The following is a 19,572-nucleotide window of genomic DNA, read 5'->3' on the forward strand; positions in this document are numbered from 1 at the left end:
TTCATTGAAAATATATGAAGCCCTCCAATGGGCTTCTTCTTTTTTAAAAAAACATGATCGGGATGAAAATGCGGGAGAAATTTTACTTCGTCATATTTTAAATATAAGCAGGTCTCAGCTTTTGGCTCAACTAAGAGATGATCTATCCGTAAACGAGCTTGAACTATTTAAGGAACAGGTTACCTTACATGGTGCTGGTCAGCCGATTCAATATATGATCGGGTTTGAAGAGTTTTATGGTAGAGAATTCAACGTCAATCATGAAGTATTAATTCCTAGGCCAGAAACAGAGGAGCTTGTACTTGGTACAATTGAGCGAATTAACCGTCTTTATGAATCTAACGCTTCCTTAGAGCTTGCTGATATCGGAACGGGTAGTGGAGCGATTGCGATTACGTTAAAATTAGAGAAACCAACCTTAACCGTTATCGCAACTGACATCTCTGAACGATCACTGATGGTAGCAGAGGAGAATTCGAAAAAGCTTGATGCGGATATTCAGTTTGTAAGAGGCGATTTACTGCAACCGTTTTTAGAAATAGGAAAAAAGCTTGATATTGTTATCTCAAACCCTCCATATATTCCAATTGGTGACAAAGAAAAAATGTCGAATGTCGTTACAGAGCATGAACCTCATCGGGCTCTATTTGCTGGAGCAGATGGTTTAGATATGTATCGACAGCTATGTTTAGACCTTCCTCGTGTATTGAAGGAAAAAGGATTGATTGGCTTTGAAGTGGGAGCAGGACAAAGTGAAGAGGTCGAAGCTTTATTAAAACAAGCCTTTCCGCATGCGAAAATGGATATTGTCCATGACATAAATGGCAAGGATCGTATGGTTTTTGCAGAAATCGGGTTTTAAGATTATTTTCAGCCAGTTATGCTGTTAAAAAAGCATAGCTGGCTTTTTGTGTGCATTTATCATTGTGTTTTGAATAAAAAGATTCGATTTGAATCTTTTTTATGTGTAAAACCTTCAAATTGGTATTTAAATACAGACGATAATCTTTTATGATTAATAATAGAACGATTGAACGTCAATTTCATGTGAATGAGGTGGTCGTGAGAGTGAAAAAAATATTATTTATTTTATTTGGCTGTTTATTAACTGCGAGCGGAATTCTTTTCCTAAGGCACGGGCATCTCGTTACTGGAGGAACAGCTGGTCTAGCTTTAAGTCTTGCCTATCTTAGTCGTTTGCCTTTTGATCTCGTTTTCTTCATCATTAATATTCCTTTCTATGTTTTTTCCTTTTTTAGAATGGGTATGAAATTTACCCTTGCAACCATTTGTTCCATTTCAACCTTAACCCTTTTGACAAGCATCGATCATTTTCTTCCTGCGTTTTCTATTTCCATTTGGCTCAGTTCTATTTTGGGAGGGTCATTAATAGGAATAGGTGTTATTTTTCTTTTTAAAAATGGATCTTCTCTTGGAGGAGCCCAAATTCTAACCCTTTTTCTACAAAAAAGATTCGGATTTAATCCAGGCTACGTAAACTTTCTTTTTGATTTCATTGTCGTATTGATCAGCTTTTATTTAGTAGGAATCACCAAAGGCTTACTATCTATTCTTTCGATCGCTGTTACAAGCTTTTTAATTGCCTCTTACAAAAATCAAATTTCTTTACCTAAAGGCAATAAAAAAAACTATCAAGTTGAATCTACCATGGCATTAAATAAATAGTAGATTTAGAAAAAAATAAGAAGATAACTCATTTGGGGAACAGGCATTATCGGTTTCTTGGATGAGTTTTTGTTTTTAGGGAGTGATAGAATGTTTTGTTGTGGATATTTACGATAGAAATATATTGACGTCCAGCTCCGACGTACAGGACGTACTAGTGCCGATGAAGACATGCGGATGTGGTGTTCTTATCGGCCAGCGCGCCTAACCGCTCGGATCATAAGCCACAATCCGAAAGTCAATCAGGATTTCCTGCGGATTGCGTCTTATGTCTGTCGCGGCTGTTCTTGTATTTGAAAAAAATAATTTAATAGTTTAAGAATTTATTTTTCTGTCCACAATGTTTTTATGAAGGGGCGGTGCAGAAAAATGAGGATTAAACATATGGCAATCATTTATTTACTTACTCTAATAATAGGTACAATATTCAGTTTATATATTCCGAAGAATGAAGTAACAGCGAAGAATGAAGTGGTTATTCCAAATGAAGCGATCCGATTGCGTATTTTAGCGAATAGTGACAAAGAAGAGGATCAAGCAGTAAAAAGACGAATTAGGGATGAAGTAAATAAAGAGATTACAGGCTGGGTGAAGGATTTAACCTCGATTAAAGAATCTAGACGTGTGATTAAACATAAACTTCCAGAAATTAATAAAATTGCAGAAAGAATTATGAGGGAAGAAAAACTAGACCAAAATGTGAAGGTAGAGTATGGAAAGGTTAATTTTCCTACAAAGCTTTACGGTCAATTTCTTTATCCTTCTGGTCAATATGAAGCGGTTTTGATCACTCTTGGAAATGGAAAAGGGGCCAATTGGTGGTGTGTTCTTTACCCTCCATTATGTTTTTTAGACTTTTCAAATGGAGTAGCTGTAGGTGAAGGCTTTGAGGAAAAAGGAGCTTCAGAAAGTCAAAAAACAAATGATGGAAGGAAAATAGAAACTACGGAAAACAATGATTCTATTAAACACGAGGATGATGTAGACGAAGCGGTACAAAACATAAAAAAGGTAATGGATGAGAAAGACAACCAATCTGAAGTGGAGAAAGCGGCAATTAAAGCCATAAATAATAATCGTACAAATTCAAATACAAAAGAATCGTCAGCGAACAATCATAAACAGGTAGAGGAAGAAAAACTTGTGAATAAAAGCAGTGACCATTCCAAAGAGGAGCAGAATCAAACGAAAAACAGCGAGAAAGCATCTAGTCAAAAGCAGCTTTACGTTCAAGACACTGAAGATAAGGTGGAAGTAAGGTTTTTTGTGAAGGATATTTGGGATAAAATCGCTAACTAGGCTTAATAAATGTGGAAAAAATAAGAAAAGCGCAAGCGCCCTTGGGCATCGACGTAAAGTGCTGGAATGGATCGAGTGAGATATCGGAAACACGAAGAGCGCAAGCGTCGATGTTGACTTATCGTAGACGAGGTGAGGGAAGTACTTCTAGTCGATAGGGTGCTGGCCGATTAAGTACGCCACGTCCTGTGGCAACATCGGCACCAGTACGTCCTGTACGTCGGAGCTAGACAGTAATCTAACTTCAGATATAAATTCTGGTGTATGAAAAAGAAGAGGAATTTTGTCTATTTTTTTTGTGGATAACTATAAAAAGCAAGATAGTTTTCTAGGTATATCCACAGAGTTACCCACAAAACAAGGTTATTTATACACAATTTGTGGATAAAACATGAGTTATACCCATTTCTTAATTTTTTTTTAGAAATAAAAATTGCAATGAGCTTTTAAAATAGGCATAATGAAGGGAATGTCATACTATTTTGCTGAAGGTGAAAAAAATGAAAACTTTTTTTTGGTCAGTGGATAATAATGTGGATAATCTTGATAGTTATCCACAAATCTTAGAAGCTGCTGATCTATTAAATAAGAATGAAGTCGTTGCATTCCCAACGGAAACGGTTTACGGACTAGGAGGTAATGCGCTTGATGATACGGCGGTCACGAAAATTTTTCAAGCTAAAGGAAGACCGAGTGATAACCCATTAATTATTCATATAGCTGAACAGAAACAGCTTCATCAGTTTGTAGAGGAGATACCACATAAAGCGCGCCAATTAATGGATGCTTTTTGGCCGGGGCCATTAACGATTATCTTTAAGAAAAAGGCAGGATTGCTCTCGGACAAAGCAACAGCGGGTTTATCCACAGTTGCAGTAAGGATGCCTGATCATCCTGTTGCCTTAGCCATTTTAAAGAACGCAGGTTTGCCTATTGCCGCTCCTAGTGCCAATAGTTCAGGTAAACCTAGTCCTACACAAGCACTGCATGTAAAGGAGGATCTAAATGGCAAAATAGCAGGGATTGTAGATGGCGGTCCGACGGGGGTTGGAGTAGAATCAACAGTCATTGATTGTACGGAAGAGATCCCGGTCATTCTACGTCCAGGTGGGGTGACAAAAGAAAAACTTGAAGAATTCATTGGCTTTGTAAAAGAAGATCAGGCCCTGCTGGATGAAAAGCATGCCCCGAAAGCACCAGGAATGAAATATACACATTATGCCCCGAATGCCCCGCTTTACTTAGTAACAGGTGACAAAAACACCATTCAAAAGCTTGTAACCAGAACACGTACGGAAGGCATAAAAGTAGGGGTATTAACAACAGAGGAAAACAAAAATGCTTATGAAGCAGATTTTGTGTATGCTTGCGGGCATAGATCAAATCTTGAGTCCGTAGCAAGCACGCTTTATGAGGCGCTTCGCAGCTTTAACCACTCTGGGGTAGAGGTCATTTATAGTGAAATGTTTCCGAGTGAAGGAGTAGGGCAGGCGATTATGAATCGACTGTTAAAAGCTGCTGGGCATAAAGTCATCTCATAGAGCAGGTGAAGACTTTAAGCGGTATTAGATGGCGACACAACCTGTTTTAAAATTCCGACTGCATTACTTCAAAAAGAATGACTGATTTCCTTCTTTTTGAAATTCGCTCTATTGAAAGTCTAAACTCCTTTGGACGTGCATATGCTGAATTAGCAAGTCCAAGGGGGCGACGAAATGTCAAACATGATAGGAGAATTAGTTACACTCATTCTAATGACATTCGCACTAGGGATGGATGCATTTTCCATCGGCTTGGGAATGGGGATGTATAAGCTTCGTCCAAGACGAATTTTTACAATAGGAGTTACAATTGGTTTATTCCATGTTTGGATGCCTCTATTAGGGATGATGACAGGCAGATATTTATCTGAACAATTTGGCTCCATCGCAGCATATATTGGAGGAGGATTGCTAGTATTACTTGGAATCCAAATGATATGGTCGAGCTTTCGCCAAGATAATGATAGTCTCATTACTCCTGTAGGTTTAGGACTGCTTGTTTTTGCGTTAAGTGTCAGTTTGGATAGTTTTTCAGTTGGTTTGACACTTGGAATCTACGGTGCTAAAACGATTATCGTATTAACGAGCTTTTGCATTGGTGCAACGCTGTTAACCTGGTTTGGCTTGCTTCTTGGACAAAATGTTCAGAAGTGGTTAGGCTCCTATAGTGAAGCCATTGGAGGGAGTATCTTACTTGTTTTTGGGGTTAAGCTATTATTGTGAACACCTAAATATGGTGTTTTTTTTATGGAACCAGAAATGATATCGATAAGATGAACGGGCTATTTCTGATATTTTCCTATAGATTAAGAAAGAATAACTTTTTGAAGGTAGACTGGTGTCTAGCTCCAGCGCCTAGCCCTTGTGAAAAATAACCTAATGTCTCTAAAAGCAAAAAACACTTTTTGAGTCATTAGAACATTTTTCTTCAGTGCTGATCAAGGCACTTCCGCTTTTCGTTGTGTCTAGCTCCAGCGCCTAGCCCTTGTGAAAAATAACCTAATGTCTCTAAAAGCAAAAAACACTTTTTGAGCCATTAGAACATTTTTCTTCAGTGCTGATCAAGGTGCTTCTGCTTTTCTTATTTCTATTGTGATTTAGCCATTTGGATTATAATAAATCTAAAGGGAGGAATGGAAATGACCCGTATTTTATTTGTTTGTACTGGAAACACATGTAGAAGTCCAATGGCGGAGGCCATTCTTAAAAATATGAAAATTGAAGGTATGGAAGTGAAGTCCGCTGGAGTGTCTGCAGTGGATGGAAGTAAAGCGTCGTACCAAGCTAGGGTTGTTCTTGAGGAACAAGGAATAAAGCATGACCATAGCTCGTCGTTTTTGACAAAGGAGCTTGTTGATTGGGCAGATTATATTTTTACGATGACGACAAGTCATAAGTATATGTTGATGAATCAGTTCCCTAGCTCAATTGAGAAGGTTTTTACAATAAAAGAATTTGCTTTTAACAATAAAAATGGAAATGTATCTGACCCGTTTGGAGGGACAGTAGAAATGTATCGGGAAACCTATAACGAACTTAATGAAATGATTAAATTAATCACGCAAAAAATGGAACTCTATAATGGGTGATAGCTACAAGAATTTTTGTAGAATGCTTCTTTAAATTTTGAATAGTTTGTGTCAAAATGAATGTTGATGTAAAAGGCGACAAGGTACCTAATGATAAACTGTCTTGAATAAAGAAAGCGTACAGAAAATCTTTATTCTAAGGAAATCGAAAGTGCCTGATTCCTGACCATCAACTAAGTGAAAATAGTATGATTTTGAATAAAAAAGTAAGTATTAGCTGGAGGTATAGACCTTGAAGGTAGCAATTGCATCAGATCATGGTGGTATGGTCATCCGTAAAGAAATTATGAACCTTATGGATGATATGGGTATCGAATATGAAGATTTTGGATGTGAGTGCACTGCATCCGTAGATTACCCGGATTTTGCATTGCCGGTAGCAGAAAAAGTTGCAGCTGGAGAGTTTGAACGAGGAATTCTCATTTGTGGAACGGGGATCGGAATGAGTATCGCGGCTAATAAAGTAAAAGGGATTCGCTGTGCACTTGTTCATGATGTTTACAGTGCTAAATTAACACGTGAGCACAATGATAGCAATATGATTGCAATGGGTGAACGAGTGATTGGACCAGGCTTAGCTCGTGAAATCGCGCAAACATGGCTTTCAACTAGTTTTGCAGGTGGAAGACATGAGCAACGTTTAGATAAAATTAAAGTTTATGAAAACAATTTATGTAACAGCTAATGAATAACAAATCAAGATTTGTCTAATTGAAAGGCTGTGCTATTATGAACGATGATATGAAGGCTTTGACGTACGAGTTAAAAACGATCTTAACAGAGTTTCAAGAGCAGGTTCAATTGAATGATCAACACCTTTTTGTTATTGGCTGCAGCACAAGTGAGGTTATAGGCAAGAAAATTGGGACAAATGGGACAACCTCTGTTGCAGAGCTTATTTATAACCAATTTAAGGAATTTCAAAATCAGACTGGTGTTTCCCTAGCTTATCAGTGCTGCGAGCATTTAAATCGAGCGCTTGTTGTAGAAAGAAAAACGGCTGAAGCAAAAGGCTATGAAGAAGTATCTGTTGTGCCTATTCAACATGCTGGAGGAGCGATGGCCACCTTCGCATATGAACATTTTGAAAATCCCGTTATGGTCGAATTTATTAAAGCGGATGCAGGTATAGATATAGGAGATACGTTTATTGGAATGCATTTGAAGCATGTAGCAGTACCCGTACGTACTAGCTTGAAAACTTTAGGAGATGCGCATGTTACTTTAGCAAAAGCACGTCCGAAATTAATTGGCGGTCCTAGAGCGGTATATGAAAAAAATCTGGATAATAAATCTTGTCAGTAAGAATCCCTTGTGAATAGCAAGGGTTTTTTAAATATTGGAATATTGATCTTCGTCAATTACGAACATTAATACTATAAAAACTTAAATGATTCGTATTTTTTATCTTTCTTTTTAAAATACAAACATGTTAGAATGTAATAGGATTTTTGAATATTGTATGAACATGTTGACAAAATACAAGAGTAGGGAATAAAGGGAGGATATATTCACATGAAGCATCTTGCACAGCAGGACGAGCAGGTTTTAAAAGCCATTAATCTTGAACTTGGTCGTCAAAGATCTAAAATTGAATTAATCGCATCTGAAAACTTCGTTAGCGAAGCGGTTATGGAAGCTCAAGGTTCTGTTTTAACGAATAAATATGCAGAAGGTTATCCAGGCAGACGTTATTATGGTGGTTGTGAATACGTAGATATTGTCGAAGATCTTGCAAGAGAGCGTGCTAAGCAAATCTTTGGTGGAGAATATGTAAATGTTCAGCCTCACTCAGGGGCACAAGCAAACATGGCTGTATATTTCACTATACTAGAGCCAGGTGACACAGTACTTGGAATGAATTTATCTCATGGTGGTCACTTAACTCATGGAAGCCCAGTTAACTTCAGTGGTGTTCTATACAACTTTATTGAGTATGGAGTAGATAAAGAGACTCAATACATTGATTATGAGGATGTTTTACAAAAAGCTCGTGAGAATAAACCAAAATTAATCGTTGCTGGTGCAAGTGCATATCCACGCCAAATTGATTTCAAACGTTTCCGTGAAATTGCAGATGAAGTGGGAGCTTACTTAATGGTTGATATGGCTCATATTGCAGGACTTGTTGCTACAGGATTGCATCCAAACCCAGTTCCATATGCTGATTTTGTGACAACAACTACTCATAAAACACTTCGTGGTCCACGTGGTGGAATGATTATTTGTAAAGAAGAGTTTGGCAAAAAAATTGATAAGTCTATTTTCCCTGGGATTCAAGGTGGTCCTTTAATGCATGTTATTGCAGCAAAAGCTGTATCATTCGGAGAAGCTCTTCAAGACAGCTTTAAAGAATACGGACAAAATATTATTGCGAATGCGCAAAGACTAGCAGAAGGATTGAAAAAAGAAGGTTTAAACCTAGTATCAGGTGGAACAGACAATCACTTGCTTTTAGTAGATTTACAACCGATTAACCTTACTGGGAAAGTAGCTGAACATGTTCTTGATGAAGTAGGAATTACTGTAAATAAAAATACAATCCCTTACGATCCACAAAGCCCATTTGTAACAAGTGGTATCCGCATCGGTACAGCTGCGGTAACTTCACGCGGCTTTGGATTAGAAGATATGGATGAAATTGCATCTATTATCGGATTTACACTTAAAAACCATGATAATGCAGAAAAGCTTGAAGAAGCGAAAAAACGTGTAGAAGAATTAACAAGCAAGTTTGTTTTATATAAAGAGTATTAAAATGTAATGTCGAATGAAAGAGCCAAACCATTGAAGCTAAAGAGGTAGGCTCTTTTTTTCTGTTTTAAATAGAAAATGATCATTTCCGAACAATCTTTGTTGCCCTCATCCGCTAATTTCTGTAGAATTAATAGAAGTGTAATTTAAAAGATACAGCTGCATATAAAAGAAAAGGAGCGAATCTTAAAATGGCAAAGGTATATGTATTTGATCACCCGCTTATCCAACACAAGCTTACATACATAAGAGATAAAAATACTGGAACAAAGGATTTCAGAGAATTGGTAGACGAAGTGGCTACGTTAATGGCTTTTGAAATTACGCGCGATATGCCGCTTGAAGATATTGAGATCGAAACACCGGTTCGTCGAACGAAATCAAAGGTGCTTTCCGGGAAAAAAATTGGTCTCATTCCGATTTTGCGTGCAGGTATAGGGATGGTAGACGGAATTTTGAAGCTAATACCAGCAGCGAAAGTAGGACATATTGGGTTATATCGTGATCCATCTACGTTAAAACCAATTGAATATTATGTAAAGCTTCCAAGTGATATAGAAGAGAGAGATTTTATTGTCGTTGACCCAATGCTTGCGACAGGTGGTTCAGCTGTAGAAGCGATCCATGCCTTGAAAAAACGAGGTGCCAAAAGCATTAAATTTATGTGTTTAATTGCAGCTCCTGAAGGTGTAGGAGCATTGAGAGAAGCTCATCCAGATGTAGATATTTACATTGCGGCGCTTGATGAAAAGCTAAACGAAAAAGGCTATATCGTCCCAGGTCTTGGTGATGCTGGAGATCGATTGTTCGGAACAAAATAATATCCTCTTCGTTTTGAAAAGGGACGTAAGCATCTTGTTTAGCAAGTTGCTTATGTCCCTTTTTTCTATTCAATATGTATACTCTTTCAAACAAAAGAAAACGATAAAAAAGAAAAGCGTAAGCGCCTTGATCAGCCCTGAAGAAAAATGTTCCAATGGATCAAAAAGCGATTTTTACTTTTTAGAGACACTGGGTTATTTTTCACAAGGGCTAGGCGCTGGAGCTAGACAAAAAGAAAAGCGGCCGATTAATGACGCCACGTCCTGTGGCAACATCGGCACTAGTACATCCTGTACGTCGTAAGCGCCTTGGTCAGCTCTGAAGAAAAGCGAAATGTGCAGCAATTTTATATGGAAGGGTATAAATAGATGAAAAAACTCACCTTTTGTATTTTGATCAGTATTTTTTTCCTTTGTACATCAAATGTCTCCGCCAAACAACTTGATCATCCTCCTATTCCACTAGAACATCCAAATAGTGAGAAAGTTGCCATTGTCATCACAAAACAAAAAAAGACAGAAAAAGAAATTGATCAGCTTCTATTAAATTATCCTCCGTTAAAAAGAAGATACGTTTTTCATCACGCAGTTACCGGTTTTTCTGTAAAAGGCACAGTTGAAAGCTTAGAGAGATTTTCAAAAGATCGTGAAATATTAATGGTATCTCCGGTTAAGAGCTATACCTTAACGAATCAAAGATCTTATTTCCAAACGAATATGCTTCAGCAAGAAAATATCAAGCTCATTGGAGGAGAAGAAATAAGGGGAATATACGATCAACAAGCACACCGTTTAACGGGCAAAGGGGTAACGGTTGGTGTAATTGATACAGGGGTTGATTACACACATCCTGACCTAAGAAATAATTACGGCGGTGGGTTAGATTTAGTTGATGGAGATCAGGATCCAATGGAAACAAAGCAAACGGGTATTCTAGACACGATCCATGGGACTCATGTTGCAGGAGTAATTGCTGCAAATGGAAAAATAAAGGGTGTTGCTCCGGAAGCAACCATTGTGGCGTATCGAGCGCTTGGACCTGGTGGTTCTGGAACGACAGAGCAGGTAATTGCTGCCATTGATCAAGCCATGAAAGATCATGTTGATATACTTAATCTATCACTAGGAAGTGATGTAAATGGGCCTGATTTGCCGATAAGTCTTGCCTTAAATAAAGCCGTCGATTACGGAATTACCGCTGTCACTTCTTCTGGGAATTCTGGACCAAAGGTTTGGACAGTTGGCTCACCAGGAACAGCGGATAAGGCTATATCCGTTGGTGCCTCGACACCACCACTGAAAATCCCTTATTTAACCGTCACAGGAATGAAATATCCGATTCGGCTCGAACCAATGCAAGGTTCAATTATTTGGGCTGAGGTGCGGCCAAATTTGCTGACAGATGGTTATTTAGGAAGAAAAGAGGATTTGAAAGAGGTGAATGGAAAGGTTGTTCTATTAAAAAGAGGCGGCATTTCTTTTACAGAAAAAGCGAAAAACGCTTATCAAGCTGGAGCGTTAGCCGTGCTTATTTACAACAATACGAGCGGAGCCTTCTTTGGAAATGTAACCGACGCGTTACCTATCCCAGTTTTATCAATGATGAAAAAGGATGGGGAAAAGCTTCTTAAAGCTGTAAAAAAAGGAAATGTGTTTGTAAGAAGTGAGCTTAGAGAGGAAATGGATTTTATGGCTGATTTTAGTTCAAGAGGTCCAGTTACTTCAACGTGGCAAATTAAACCAGATGTAGTGGCTCCTGGTGTTGCGATTAATAGCACAGTTCCAGGCGGATACTTGTCCTTACAGGGGACGAGCATGGCTGCTCCACATGTTGCGGGTGCATGTGCACTTATTAAGCAGGCGCATCCTGATTGGAGACCAGAGCAAATTAAAGCGGCTCTTATGAATTCAGCAAAGCAGCTTATGAATCGAAAGAATCAATTTTATAAAGCATATGAGCAAGGAGCTGGAAGAATTCAAATAACGGAAGCGGTTAAAAAGCAAATTCTTGTATTCCCTGGTTCCGTTCAATTTGGGAAATTTGCACGTTCTGAACGTTTTCATGAGCATGAAGCAATACTCACAATAGAAAATACAGGATCGCAAACTGAACAGATTTCATTTCCGGTTCCGAAAAAAGAAAAAGGGATCACCTGGACGATGCCGATTTCTTTTTCGCTTCAACCGAAGGAAAAAAAGAGGATTAAAGTAAAAATATCGATTGAACCTTCCCTTTCTAAATCTAAGCTTTACGAAGGACACTTTACCATTCTAACTGGAGGTCGATCATTGAATATTCCTTATTTATATGTGTTGGAGGAACCTGATTATCCTAGAGTCATGGGATTTGAGCTCGGTGCAGGTGATAAACCAGGAACCTATCGCTATGAGGTCTATTTACCGGGAGGAGCAGATAGCTTTGGTATTGCCTTGTTTGATCCAAACAGCCTCCGTTTTATTCAGTTTTTAGATTGGAAAAAAAATATAGGGAAAGGAATGCTTCAGAAGGAAATCGGTACAGAGCATCTTCCGAAAGAAGGTCTATATTTAGTGAAAATTTTTGCTGTAAAAGCAGGGAAAGAAGAAATGATAGAAGATTATTTCTTACTTGGAGAAGAAGAAAAAAAGGAACAAAATGGCGTTCATTAATGATAATTTGAAATATTTGTGAATTCATAAAAGTTGAACGTTTTCAAAGGGAGTATTTATATTTTTACTAATTGACATTGACAGGCCCCTATTGTATGCTTACAAAGGATAATAATTGGTAAGGTTTTCAACGGTTATTTTGTGCGACTTAATTTATAACTTAAACATAGTGAAAATATAGTTATTTCTTTTCTTTTCAGGCGAAAGAGAGGATGTGTTGCAATGCCTCAAAAAGACCGTCATCCGTTTCAAGCAATGGCTTTAATGTCTGCTATATTATCACAATTAGTAGGCTCAATCTTAGTAGGAATTTTTTTAGGGAGATGGCTTGATAAAGTCGTTGGAAGCGATCCATTGTTTTTAATTTTAGGCCTTTTTCTTGGATTAGCAACAGGGATCTATGCTATGTTAAGATTGATTCGACACTTTTTTTCAGGAGAATAATGAAATATGCCAGAATTTAAACAGATTTATGTAAGACAACGCAAAAATATCCTTTTGTTGATGTCTTTATACGCAATTGGCTGGGGGGTTACGCCCTATAAACCAGTTTTTTTAGGTCTTATTCTTGGCACCGCTTTTAGTCTCATTAATTTATGGCTTTTAGTTAGAAGAACTGAGCATTTCGATCAAGCTGTAAAAAAGGGGAAAAAAGTCCGTTCGTTTGGGATGCTATCGAGAATGGCGGTAGCAGTTATCGCTGTGATGATTGCCATGGAATATCCACAAAATATTCATATAATTAGCGTTGTCTTGGGATTAATGACATCTTATATTGTCATTATGATAGATTATTTTCTACAAACTTTACGTCTACATAAATAAAAGGAGAAAAGAGGTGAAATTTGATGAACCATGGAGCTCCTATAGTTGAGTTTTTAGGTCTTAATTTTAATTTGGCTAATATTTTGATGATTACCATCGCTAGTGCTATTGTTTTTATTATTGCACTTGTTTCAACACGCCGTTTAGCTTTACATCCAACCGGAATGCAAAACTTTTTTGAATGGATTATGGATTTTGTCCGAAACATCATTAATAGCACAATGGATTGGAAGGATGGCGGAAGATTCCACATACTTGGGATTACGTTGATTATGTATATTTTTGTATCCAATATGCTTGGACTCCCTTTTTCAATCGTGATAAACGATCAATTATGGTGGAAATCTCCAACCGCTGATCCAACTATCACACTGACATTGGCAGTAATGATTGTTGGTCTTACACATTTTTATGGGATCAAGCTTAAAGGAGCGAAAGAATATGGAAGAGGCTTCATTAGCCCAATGCCTTTCTTATTTCCTTTGAAAATTATTGAAGAGTTTGCAAATACCTTAACGCTTGGTTTACGTCTTTATGGGAATATCTTTGCTGGAGAACTGCTTCTAACTCTTTTAGCAGGAAGCTTAGCAACTGGAGTAGTTGGTCATATTGCTGCTGCCCCTTTAATGTTAGTATGGCAAGGCTTCTCAATCTTTGTTGGCGCTATCCAGGCATTTATCTTTACGATGTTAACAATGGTATATATGGCACACAAGGTGAGTCATGACCATTAATATATAACTGTTCATTTTCAATTAATGAGCAATAAAAATAAATATTATTTTTCATACAATCTTAAGGAGGAACATTATCATGAATCTTATAGCAGCGGCAATCGCAATTGGTTTAGCAGCAGTAGGTGCAGGTATTGGTAACGGTTTAATCGTAGGTCGTACAGTAGAAGGAATTGCACGTCAGCCAGAAGCTCGTGGATTACTTCAAACAACAATGTTTATCGGGGTTGCGTTAGTTGAAGCATTACCGATCATTGGAGTTGTAATTGCGTTCATGGTTCTTGGACGATAATTAAATCATTCATTGGCGAAGTTATTCGATTTGAACCTTCGCCATTCGTTTATAGTTTTACAATTTTGAAAATCAACTCGTTTTTTATAGATAGACTCTTGAAGGGAGTGAAGCGAGGGTGTTAGCAAGTAATCTCGTTTTAGGTGCAGCGGAAGCAGCATCTCACAGTAGTTTTAATGGCGGGGATATTATTTTCCAGCTCCTTATGTTTATTATTCTTTTAGCAGTATTGAAAAAATTAGCATGGGCTCCCCTAATGGGCATTATGAAAGAGCGCGAAGAGCATATCGCAGGAGAAATTGCTGCAGCTGAAAAAAGCCGTCTTGAAGCTAAAGGGGTTTTAGCAGAGCAACAAAAGCTGTTAAAAGAAGCACGAACAGAGGCTCAAACCTTGATTGAAAATGCTAAGAAGCAAGGGGAAGTACAGCGCGAAGAAATTATTAAGGTTGCACGTTCAGAAGCAGAGCGCATCAAAAATACAGCTACGCTTGAAATTGAACAACAAAAAGAAAAAGCTGTTGCAGCTATTCGTGAACAAGTTGCTTCTTTATCTGTATTAATTGCAACAAAGGTTATTGAAAAAAATATAAATTCAGATGATCAGGAAAAATTGATTAAAGATTATATTCTAGAGGCAGGAGAAGGCCGATGATGGACTCAGGCATTGCTAAGCGTTATGCATTGGCTCTTTTTCAGCTTGCAAAAGAAAACCAGCTTCTTAATCAAATAGAAGAAGAGCTTCGTACAGTGAAAGAAGTCGTGATTTACAATACTGATTTACAAGCAGTATTAAAATCTCCGAAGCTTTCAATTGCCCAAAAGAAGGACATTGTAAAAGCAGCTTTTTCATCTGCGAATGCTTACGTAATCAATACGTTAATGATCCTTATTGACCGACATCGTGAGGAATTTATTGTCGATGTAGTGGATCAATATATTCAAATGTCGAATGATGAAAAAGGAATTGCAGATGCCATCGTATATTCTGTTAGACCTTTAAAAGAAGAAGAACGTGAAGCTTTATCCACTGTTTTTGCTGCGAAGGTTGGTAAAAAATCGCTACATATTGAAAATATCGTTGACTCCAATTTATTAGGCGGCATTAAGCTTCGTATTGGAAACCGAATTTTTGATGGCAGCTTAAAAGGGAAGCTAGATCGATTAGAAAAACAATTATTAGGCTAAGATTCATAGATAGGGGTGAAACTTATGAGCATCAAAGCTGAAGAAATCAGTGCGCTGATAAAGAAACAAATTGAAAATTATCAGTCGGAAGTTCAAGTGAGTGATGTAGGTACAGTTATCCAAGTGGGTGATGGTATCGCTCGTGCTCATGGTCTAGACCATGTTATGTCTGGGGAACTTGTTGAATTTTCAAACGGCGTTATGGGTTTAGCGCAAAACCTGGAAGAAAATAACGTCGGGATTATCATTTTGGGACCTTTCACAGAAATTCGTGAAGGCGATGAGGTGCGCCGTACTGGACGCATCATGGAAGTTCCAGTTGGAGAAGAACTAATAGGTCGTGTTGTTAACCCACTAGGACAACCAGTTGACGGAATGGGACCGATTCAAACGAGTAAAACTCGTCCAATTGAATTTTTAGCACCGGGTGTTATGGATCGTAAATCTGTACATGAGCCGTTGCAAACAGGTATTAAAGCGATTGACGCTCTAGTACCAATTGGTCGCGGTCAACGTGAGCTAATCATTGGGGACCGTCAAACGGGAAAAACATCTGTTGCGATTGATACGATTTTGAATCAAAAAGATCAAGACATGATTTGTATTTATGTGGCAATTGGACAAAAAGAATCTACTGTACGTAACGCAGTTGAAACGCTACGTAAGCACGGTGCTTTAGAATATTCAATTGTTGTGACAGCGTCTGCATCTCAGCCGGCACCATTATTATATCTAGCACCTTATGCTGGTGTAACAATGGGTGAAGAGTTTATGTATAACGGAAAGCATGTCCTTGTTGTGTATGATGATTTAACAAAACAAGCTTCTGCATACCGTGAGTTGTCATTATTATTACGTCGTCCTCCAGGTCGTGAAGCTTATCCAGGGGATGTATTCTACTTGCATTCTCGCTTACTTGAGCGTGCTGCAAAGCTTAGTGATGCAAAAGGTGGAGGTTCTATTACTGCACTTCCATTCATTGAAACACAAGCTGGGGACGTTTCAGCTTATATTCCAACTAACGTAATCTCTATTACAGATGGACAGATCTTCTTACAATCTGATTTATTCTTCTCGGGTGTTCGTCCAGCGATTAATGCAGGGCTTTCTGTATCCCGTGTTGGTGGTTCTGCACAAATTAAAGCAATGAAAAAGGTAGCTGGGACGTTACGTCTTGACCTTGCTTCTTACCGTGAGCTGGAAGCTTTTGCTCAATTTGGTTCTGATCTCGATAAAGCTACACAGGCGAAATTAAATCGTGGTGCTCGTACTGTTGAAGTGTTGAAGCAAGATCTAAACAAACCGTTAAAGGTTGAAAAACAAGTAGCTATTCTTTACGCATTAACAAGAGGTTTCTTAGACGATATTCCAGTTCATGACATCCAGCGATTCGAATCTGAATACTTAACATGGTTAGACCATAACCGTAAGGAACTTTTAGATCAAATCGTCACAACAAAAGAACTTCCAGCTGACGAAGACTTAGCTTCTGCGATCAACGAATTCAAAAAAATCTTTGCAATCTCTGAATAAAAAAGAAAAGCGGAAGCGCCTTGAACAGCCGCGACAGACATAAGACGCAATACGCAGAAAATCCTGATTTTTGGAGTATTGTTTCTTATGATCCGAGCGGCTAGGCGCCGGAGCTGGACAATGAAGAAAAGCGGAAGCGCCTTGAACAGCGCTGAAGAAAAATGTTCATCTGACTCAAAAAGCGTTCTTTTGCTTTTAGAGGAGAAGGGTTATTTTTCACAAGGTCTAGGCGCTTGCCTTTTGCTTGACATTCTTTGAAAGGATGGTGAGAACCTGTGGCATCATTACGCGATATAAAAGCACGTATTAATTCAACAAAGAAATCAAGTCAAATCACAAAAGCAATGCAAATGGTATCGGCTGCCAAAATGAGTCGTGCTGAGCTAAATGCAAGATCGTTTGTTCCATATATGGAGAAAATCCAAGAAGTTACTTCCTCGATCGCAATAGGAAGCAAAGGAATTGGTCATCCCATGCTAACGGCGCGTCCTGTTAAAAAAACAGGGTATGTCGTCATTACAGCTGAACGTGGTTTAGCAGGAGCCTTCAATAGCAATGTTTTACGTCAAGTGTACCGTACCATTACAGAGCGACATCAATCAAAAGATGAATATGCTGTCATTGCAATCGGCCGAATTGGCCGTGACTTTTTTGTAAAGCGTGATATAAACGTCATCCTTGATAGTGTCGGCGTTGCTGATTTACCTGATTTCGTTGAAATAAAGGATATTACAAGCAAAACAGTAGATATGTTTGCAGATGGTACCTTTGATGAGATTTATTTATATTACAACCATTATGTGAGTGCTATTCAGTACGATGTAACAGAGAAAAAGCTCCTTCCATTAACGGATATTAGCGCAGCCTCAACTAAGCTAACAGCATATGAGTTTGAACCATCAGCGGAAGAAATATTAGAAGTTCTCCTGCCACAATATGCTGAAAGCTTAATTTATGGTGCACTTTTAGATAGTAAAGCAAGTGAGCATGCTGCAAGGATGACGGCCATGAAGAATGCAACGGATAATGCGAATGAGCTAATTAGTTCATTAAGTCTTAGCTATAACCGTGCCCGACAAGCGGCTATTACGCAAGAATTAACGGAAATTGTTGCTGGTGCAGCAGCCTTAGAATAAATTTTTGCGAAAAAAACATATACATGCAAAAAACGGTTTATTGAGAAATGATTTTTTACAGATCGTTCATTGAACGTTAGGAGGGAAAATGATGAACAAAGGACGAGTTCTTCAGATTATGGGTCCGGTAGTAGACGTTAAGTTCGAAAGCGGCCAGCTACCAGAGATCTATAACGCATTGAAAATTGTTCAAAAAGCAAATGAAGAATCTAACGTGAACATCGACTTAACGCTTGAAGTTGCCCTTCATTTAGGTGATGATACAGTTCGTACAATTGCGATGGCTTCAACTGATGGTGTAACACGTGGGATAGCAGTATTAGATACTGGAGCACCGATTTCTGTTCCAGTTGGAGATGTAACATTAGGTCGTGTGTTCAATGTTCTTGGTGAAACGATTGATTTAAATACTGAAGTTTCAGCAGAAGCTCGTCGTGACTCAATCCATAGAGAAGCACCAAAGTTTGAACAGCTTTCTACAGAAGTAGAAATTCTTGAAACAGGAATTAAAGTTGTAGATCTTCTAGCTCCTTATATAAAAGGTGGTAAAATCGGTCTATTTGGTGGTGCCGGAGTAGGTAAAACCGTTTTAATTCAGGAGCTAATCAATAACATCGCTCAGGAGCACGGTGGGATTTCCGTATTCGCGGGTGTTGGAGAACGTACTCGTGAAGGAAATGACCTTTTCCATGAGATGACAGACTCTGGTGTTATTAAGAATACTGCCATGGTTTTTGGTCAGATGAATGAGCCGCCTGGCGCTCGTATGCGCGTGGCCCTTACTGGATTGACAATGGCTGAGTATTTCCGTGATGAACAAGGACAAGACGTGTTGTTCTTTATCGATAATATTTTCCGTTTCACACAAGCAGGTTCAGAGGTATCAGCGTTATTAGGACGTATGCCTTCAGCGGTTGGATATCAGCCGACACTTGCTACAGAAATGGGTAGACTACAAGAACGTATTACTTCAACAAATGTTGGTTCTGTTACATCCATCCAAGCGATTTATGTACCAGCCGATGACTATACTGACCCGGCTCCAGCAACAACATTTGCTCACTTAGATGCAACTACGAACCTTGAACGTAAGCTATCTGAAATGGGTATTTACCCTGCAGTGAATCCTCTTGCTTCAACTTCTCGTGCACTATCACCTGAAATTGTTGGAGAAGAGCATTACGAAGTAGCACGTCAAGTTCAATCAACGCTTCAAAGATATAAAGAGTTACAGGATATTATCGCGATCCTAGGGATGGATGAGCTTTCTGAGGAAGATAAGCAAATTGTTCACCGTGCGCGCCGTATTCAATTCTTCTTATCTCAAAACTTCCACGTAGCTGAGCAATTTACAGGACAAGCGGGATCATACGTACCTGTAAAAGAAACAGTTAAAGGCTTTAAAGAAATTCTTGATGGTAAGCATGATAGTTTACCTGAAGATGCTTTCCGTCTTGTTGGTAAAATTGAAGAAGTTGTTGAAAAAGCAAAAAGTATGGGTGTAGAGGTCTAATTTAGGACCAGGAGG

General features: G+C 38.5%; 20 protein-coding genes. All 20 read left to right on the forward strand.

Annotated elements, in window-relative coordinates:
* The first annotated feature begins 4 nt into the window (after positions 1-4).
* The gene (gene prmC / locus FDO66_RS03215) at positions 5-862 is read left to right on the forward strand and encodes a peptide chain release factor N(5)-glutamine methyltransferase (protein ID WP_141430957.1); all 858 of its coding nucleotides are present in this window, start codon (positions 5-7) and stop codon (positions 860-862) included.
* 206 nt (positions 863-1,068) lie between these two features.
* Positions 1,069-1,686 (forward strand): YitT family protein, encoded by a 618-nt coding sequence (locus FDO66_RS03220; RefSeq protein ID WP_141430958.1) that lies wholly within the window; start codon positions 1,069-1,071, stop codon positions 1,684-1,686.
* Positions 1,687-2,055: 369 nt separating this feature from the next.
* Entirely contained in the window at positions 2,056-2,985 is a 930-nt protein-coding gene (spoIIR, locus tag FDO66_RS03225) for a stage II sporulation protein R (RefSeq protein ID WP_141430959.1), read from the forward strand.
* Positions 2,986-3,485: 500 nt separating this feature from the next.
* Positions 3,486-4,526: an L-threonylcarbamoyladenylate synthase gene (locus FDO66_RS03230; protein WP_141430960.1), complete on the forward strand. Its 1,041-nt coding sequence runs from the start codon at positions 3,486-3,488 to the stop codon at positions 4,524-4,526.
* 174 nt (positions 4,527-4,700) lie between these two features.
* Entirely contained in the window at positions 4,701-5,249 is a 549-nt protein-coding gene (locus tag FDO66_RS03235; RefSeq protein ID WP_141430961.1) for a manganese efflux pump MntP, read from the forward strand.
* A 416-nt stretch (positions 5,250-5,665) separates the two neighbouring features.
* Positions 5,666-6,115: a low molecular weight protein arginine phosphatase gene (locus tag FDO66_RS03240; RefSeq protein WP_141430962.1), complete on the forward strand. Its 450-nt coding sequence runs from the start codon at positions 5,666-5,668 to the stop codon at positions 6,113-6,115.
* Between the two features lie 232 nt (positions 6,116-6,347).
* On the forward strand, positions 6,348-6,800 hold the full coding sequence (rpiB, locus tag FDO66_RS03245; protein WP_141430963.1) for a ribose 5-phosphate isomerase B: 453 nt from the start codon (positions 6,348-6,350) through the stop codon (positions 6,798-6,800).
* 44 nt (positions 6,801-6,844) lie between these two features.
* Positions 6,845-7,420, forward strand: coding sequence for a TIGR01440 family protein (locus FDO66_RS03250; protein ID WP_141430964.1), 576 nt, complete (start codon positions 6,845-6,847; stop codon positions 7,418-7,420).
* 210 nt (positions 7,421-7,630) lie between these two features.
* The gene (gene glyA / locus FDO66_RS03255; protein ID WP_141430965.1) at positions 7,631-8,872 is read left to right on the forward strand and encodes a serine hydroxymethyltransferase; all 1,242 of its coding nucleotides are present in this window, start codon (positions 7,631-7,633) and stop codon (positions 8,870-8,872) included.
* Positions 8,873-9,060: 188 nt separating this feature from the next.
* Entirely contained in the window at positions 9,061-9,690 is a 630-nt protein-coding gene (upp, locus tag FDO66_RS03260) for a uracil phosphoribosyltransferase (RefSeq protein WP_141430966.1), read from the forward strand.
* A gap of 369 nt (positions 9,691-10,059) precedes the next feature.
* Positions 10,060-12,339 (forward strand): S8 family serine peptidase, encoded by a 2,280-nt coding sequence (locus FDO66_RS03265; RefSeq protein WP_141430967.1) that lies wholly within the window; start codon positions 10,060-10,062, stop codon positions 12,337-12,339.
* Between the two features lie 222 nt (positions 12,340-12,561).
* A complete protein-coding gene (locus tag FDO66_RS03270; RefSeq protein ID WP_141430968.1) occupies positions 12,562-12,783 on the forward strand; it encodes an AtpZ/AtpI family protein in 222 nt (73 codons plus the stop codon).
* Between the two features lie 6 nt (positions 12,784-12,789).
* The gene (locus FDO66_RS03275) at positions 12,790-13,164 is read left to right on the forward strand and encodes an ATP synthase subunit I (protein WP_141430969.1); all 375 of its coding nucleotides are present in this window, start codon (positions 12,790-12,792) and stop codon (positions 13,162-13,164) included.
* Positions 13,165-13,187: 23 nt separating this feature from the next.
* Positions 13,188-13,898, forward strand: coding sequence for a F0F1 ATP synthase subunit A (gene atpB, locus FDO66_RS03280; protein WP_141430970.1), 711 nt, complete (start codon positions 13,188-13,190; stop codon positions 13,896-13,898).
* A gap of 79 nt (positions 13,899-13,977) precedes the next feature.
* Entirely contained in the window at positions 13,978-14,190 is a 213-nt protein-coding gene (atpE, locus tag FDO66_RS03285; protein ID WP_026572680.1) for a F0F1 ATP synthase subunit C, read from the forward strand.
* Positions 14,191-14,308: 118 nt separating this feature from the next.
* A complete protein-coding gene (atpF, locus tag FDO66_RS03290; RefSeq protein WP_141430971.1) occupies positions 14,309-14,842 on the forward strand; it encodes a F0F1 ATP synthase subunit B in 534 nt (177 codons plus the stop codon).
* Complete coding sequence (locus FDO66_RS03295; RefSeq protein WP_141430972.1) at positions 14,839-15,375, forward strand: F0F1 ATP synthase subunit delta; 537 nt, start codon at positions 14,839-14,841, stop codon at positions 15,373-15,375. Before atpF ends, FDO66_RS03295 begins: the two co-directional genes overlap by 4 nt.
* 24 nt (positions 15,376-15,399) lie before the next feature.
* Positions 15,400-16,908 carry a F0F1 ATP synthase subunit alpha gene (gene atpA / locus FDO66_RS03300; RefSeq protein WP_141430973.1) on the forward strand — a complete coding sequence of 503 codons (1,509 nt, stop codon included), beginning with the start codon at positions 15,400-15,402 and terminating at the stop codon, positions 16,906-16,908.
* Positions 16,909-17,183: 275 nt separating this feature from the next.
* Positions 17,184-18,044 carry an ATP synthase F1 subunit gamma gene (gene atpG, locus FDO66_RS03305; protein WP_141430974.1) on the forward strand — a complete coding sequence of 287 codons (861 nt, stop codon included), beginning with the start codon at positions 17,184-17,186 and terminating at the stop codon, positions 18,042-18,044.
* Positions 18,045-18,135: 91 nt separating this feature from the next.
* On the forward strand, positions 18,136-19,557 hold the full coding sequence (atpD, locus tag FDO66_RS03310; protein WP_141430975.1) for a F0F1 ATP synthase subunit beta: 1,422 nt from the start codon (positions 18,136-18,138) through the stop codon (positions 19,555-19,557).
* Positions 19,558-19,572: the final 15 nt, after the last annotated feature.

Source organism: Bacillus sp. 03113 (genome assembly GCF_006546985.1).
Taxonomy (GTDB): domain Bacteria; phylum Bacillota; class Bacilli; order Bacillales; family Cytobacillaceae; genus VATK01.